Origin of the sequence: Arthrobacter sp. CAN_A212 (assembly GCF_015752345.1) — a bacterium.
GTDB lineage: Bacteria > Actinomycetota > Actinomycetes > Actinomycetales > Micrococcaceae > Arthrobacter_D.
In genome coordinates this window covers 1-3,893 of record NZ_JADOUT010000053.1, presented here as the reverse complement: position 1 = coordinate 3,893, position 3,893 = coordinate 1, and the positions used below count along the sequence as shown (strand labels likewise).

General features: G+C 57.6%; 4 protein-coding genes. All 4 read right to left on the bottom strand.

Annotated elements, in window-relative coordinates:
• Positions 1–844, bottom strand: an 844-nt coding sequence (locus tag IWX64_RS17395) for an IS30 family transposase (protein ID WP_196868233.1), incomplete at its 3' end; no start/stop codon positions are given.
• 1,187 nt (positions 845–2,031) lie between these two features.
• Positions 2,032–2,466 carry a hypothetical protein gene (locus IWX64_RS16600; protein ID WP_196868232.1) on the bottom strand — a complete coding sequence of 145 codons (435 nt, stop codon included), beginning with the start codon at positions 2,464–2,466 and terminating at the stop codon, positions 2,032–2,034.
• Positions 2,467–2,559: 93 nt separating this feature from the next.
• A complete protein-coding gene (locus IWX64_RS16595; RefSeq protein WP_196868231.1) occupies positions 2,560–3,615 on the bottom strand; it encodes a CU044_5270 family protein in 1,056 nt (351 codons plus the stop codon).
• A complete protein-coding gene (locus tag IWX64_RS16590; RefSeq protein ID WP_196868234.1) occupies positions 3,581–3,790 on the bottom strand; it encodes a sigma factor-like helix-turn-helix DNA-binding protein in 210 nt (69 codons plus the stop codon). Before IWX64_RS16590 ends, IWX64_RS16595 begins: the two co-directional genes overlap by 35 nt.
• Between the last annotated feature and the right edge of the window lie 103 nt (positions 3,791–3,893).

The window sequence follows — 3,893 nt, the reverse complement described above, 5'->3', positions numbered from 1 at the left end:
TACCCCAACGATGTCCATTACAGTTACCAGCAGCCGCACCAGGCAGCGTAAGAGAAAACACTAACTCCGCTGTCCGAAATTCACGCAGCAGCCCATTCCCCTTCCCGATGATTAGGTCACCCTCCCACGCACCGGGTACCGCACGGTCCTCGACCTCTTTGGGACGCTCGGAAATGTTGATCATGTCCGGCACCCGGTTCTTACGCTGACCGGCTTTTCGGCACGGCCGCCGAACAGCCCTCCCAGTGCGCAAACACGCGGTCAGATCCCGCTTCAACGCTCCACGGGATTGCACGTACAGGGACTGGTAAATGGTCTCCGGTGACACCCGCATCTCCGTCTGGTCGGGAAACTGACGTCGTAGCCGCCCGCTGATCTGTTCGGGCGAATACTTCTTCCTCAGATCAGCTTCCACCCTCGCACGCAGACCTTGGTTCGTATGCAGCTTCGCTGGCTTCGGCCGCGACGCCCGCTCGTACGCCATGACATGAGCGGTCGTCGCCCGATACGGCACACCGGGCCGACTGTTGCGCTTCAGCTCCCTCGAGACGGTCGAGGCTGACACCTCGATGACCGCCGCGATCCGCCGCAATGACTGGCCCTGGGCGCGTAAGACCGCAATCTCCTCACGCTGCGCGAAGGACAAGCACCGGCCCTTCAAATCCCTGCCCCGCCGGGGCCGGACACCGCCGGCCTCGGCCAACACTCGGCGCCCGGTCCGCCTGCTCGTCCCGAGCGGGATGACAGCGTCCGTGATGAAGTCACCGGCCTGCATTCCGGCCCAGAACACCTGCAGCAGATCCGGTCTCAAGAAGATCGAGTAGCCCGCCATATCAACACCCATTCGCTAAGTGTTGCAATCACCGCAAGAACCCAAGGATCCTTCAACGCAACGGCAGGTCCTGGACAACTATGCGGATCCCCGCATCTCGCCCTAAACCTCTTGTTGGTCAGAATTGATGAGCCTATTGGGCCAACCTTCCCTGATGCCCCTTAGCCGATCGGTCCGCGGGATGGTCGGAGCAAGCGACTGATGCAGTACCCAAGAACGACGAGACTGACGATCGCCAAGAGAACACTCCCCGGCCATCCAATTGCTGGTTCCAATGAGCAGGTCGACGTTGCCCCAGACTCAGGAATGTAATCAGTGCATTGCCCCGATTGAAGCGCATAGTTCAATGCGTTCAACAAAATAACCAGCCCGCATAGCAAACCCCAAGGCACCTTGGATCCGGGATTCCCATCGGCATTCATAATGCGAAGCGTATGGTGCTAGTCAGCAGATCACCTCGGGCAAGGCCTGTTTGGGATCGAACTGCAATCTTCGGAGGACGCATTCGTTCCGTAATCCGATCCGTCAGCGCGCGCTAGGCTTCTTTGCCTTTTGTGCACCACATTGCAGCTTAGGTGTTAGAGGTGTGACTAGCCCGAGAGTGTTCAAGCGAAGGGGCAAGAGCTCGGATCACAATAGCTGCACCAATCAGCGTTGTGCCCATCGGAATCATCGCCCAGCGAACCAAGGTGAGGACGATGTCTATGGCTCCAACTCCGATTGCCGCCGTTGGGCCTGCCGTTTGCGCCAGTAGACCAATCAGCATTGGGAGCAAAAGGAGCACAAATCCCCCGACGACAATTAGAACGACACCCCATTGAATGCATTTCTTCGCGGTTGACTCCATTGGTTCCCCCAATTTCGAATGACTTCGTGCAGCGAGTCTAGTCATTGAGGGCACCGAAAGCACTGATCGTCAGCCGTCTTACAAGAATCCGCACTGATTCCTCTGCGGTGATAGGCGCCCGTAAGCCGGTCCCTCACCGCGACACTTTTTCGCCGCTCCCCCGCCGACAAAAATCCCTTTTAGAACCTGGGGTGTGACTGTTAGCCAGGAATGGCGGTTAAACGCAGCTTCAGTTGGCGGTCCCGTCGTCCTATTCAGCGATCCCACACCGCGACACCGAATTCTGCGAATGTATGCGAGTGACTGCATAGTCCAGAATCACCGGGACGCTGGCGTTGCCGTGGTCCGCAGTTCAGTTGCTGTCGACTTCAGACCCATCTTTCACTCCAAAACCCTCTACTATGCGTGGTGGCTTGCGGAGAATTATAAATAACGGAATCAGGCACATGATTGCTAATAGAACGTCACCACCACCCCAGGTGTCGGTTATCGCCGACCGAACGAATGCAAGTCCGATCATGATGAGCACCGAGAATGAGGCGTAGAATCCCCACCTTCGGCGGTTGTTCCACCAAGTCGCGAACGTCCCTTGGTCAGCTTTCGACGCGCCGGCGGACAGCTCGACGTTAAGCTTTCGACCAGTCAAAGCAATTATGGTGGGGATCAAATATAAACCGGTCGCGGTGCTAATCGGTTGGAGACTGCCGCTCGCCAATGTGATGGCTCCGGCAACGACTGGCAGGCCAAGGAAGATGAGTGGTTTGACTAATTGCGGTTTGATCTTCACAACTTCTGAGCTTACGTGTAGGTCCACCCGTGTCCGTAAGCCGGATCCCTCTACAGGCGCGGCCCGTAGACCGATCACATCGTGCGAATAGGGTTATGGCGCTGAATCAACGACTGAAGTACGCACGGAAGTCCAGGAGAGAACGGTGCCAGCAGGTAAACCAGGGGCATCCTTCAACGCCACCACCCGTTCGCCTATGAGTAGCCCAGATGACGGATCGATGATGATCTCATCGCGGAAGTTCTCGCCCGCGCTCACCCTCCCCAGAGCAATTCCCTCTCGACCGTCGAGAGCGGCTCGAGGGTCCGTCACATCGACAGCTGGAATAAGTGCAGCAGCTTTGTAGAGAGCTGCACGCAAATCCGCCGGGATAACGCCAGAGCGCAAAGATTCAGCGATCAGGTTGAAGGCTTCCTCGTCAGGTGCGCTTCCCGTGCCTTCAGTGTGCTCGTAGATTCTGTTTAAGAGAGCCTGAGGTTCACGAGGGAGGTCGCTGGTATCTGTCGGAGACTCCCCGATGATCGTGTACTGCTCCCCGGAACTAAACGCACCAGCAGGACCGCGAAAAACGCCGACTAGTCTGGAATAGGTTTCCGGCTCTTCGATCGGAAGCAGACGGGCTGATTCCTTGACAATGTCGGGTGCTGATTCAGAGGGTACGTATGGCCCACGGTTGAGGACCCATTCATCGGTGATGTCTGCGGGAATATAAAGTTCTTCGACCCTTGTCTTTTGCCAGGATGCTTCCAGACCGTCAGCGGTGAGGCTGGTGGTTTCATAGAGAGCTTTCGTCTCGATGTTAAGATACTGGCCCGGAAGAACGACAGGGTCAGCGGTTCGGATAGATGCCGTGGCCGCGTCCTCAAGCACTGCTGCCGCTTCAGCATTCAGAACCTGCTGGTCCGGCAGGGCGACATCAGTTGATACAAGTGCACCCACGAGGAGGGCAGCTGCTGCTGAGGCGAGGGTCAGATTGCGCCTGAAGTTCCGCCTGCCCTTCCGCGCCGCGGGCCCCGAAGGCGAAGTCTCCTCGGAAGTGGCTTCTTCATGAGCGGCCCGCATGAGACGCTCTCGTCCTCGGGCAAGAGTTGCGGCTGGAATTGTTCCGACTTCGTTACGCGTTGCGCGGAGCAGTTGCAGGTCGTCCATGGTCGGTCTCCTTATCGCTAAGTGTGATGTTCAGGTGTGCCCGAAGCTTGCGTCGGGCGCGATTGATGCGGGAGCGGACCGTCCCAATGGGTGCGTTTGTGGCTGCAGCGATGTCCTCGTAAGACAATTCCGCCCAGGCGTAGAGCAAGATGCTTTCTCGGTCGACCGCAGTCAGAACCTGTAGGGTGGGCTGCTGCGTGAATTTCGGACAGCGGAGTTAGTGTTTTCTCTTACGCTGCCTGGTGCGGCTGCTGGTAACTGTAATGGACATCGTTGGG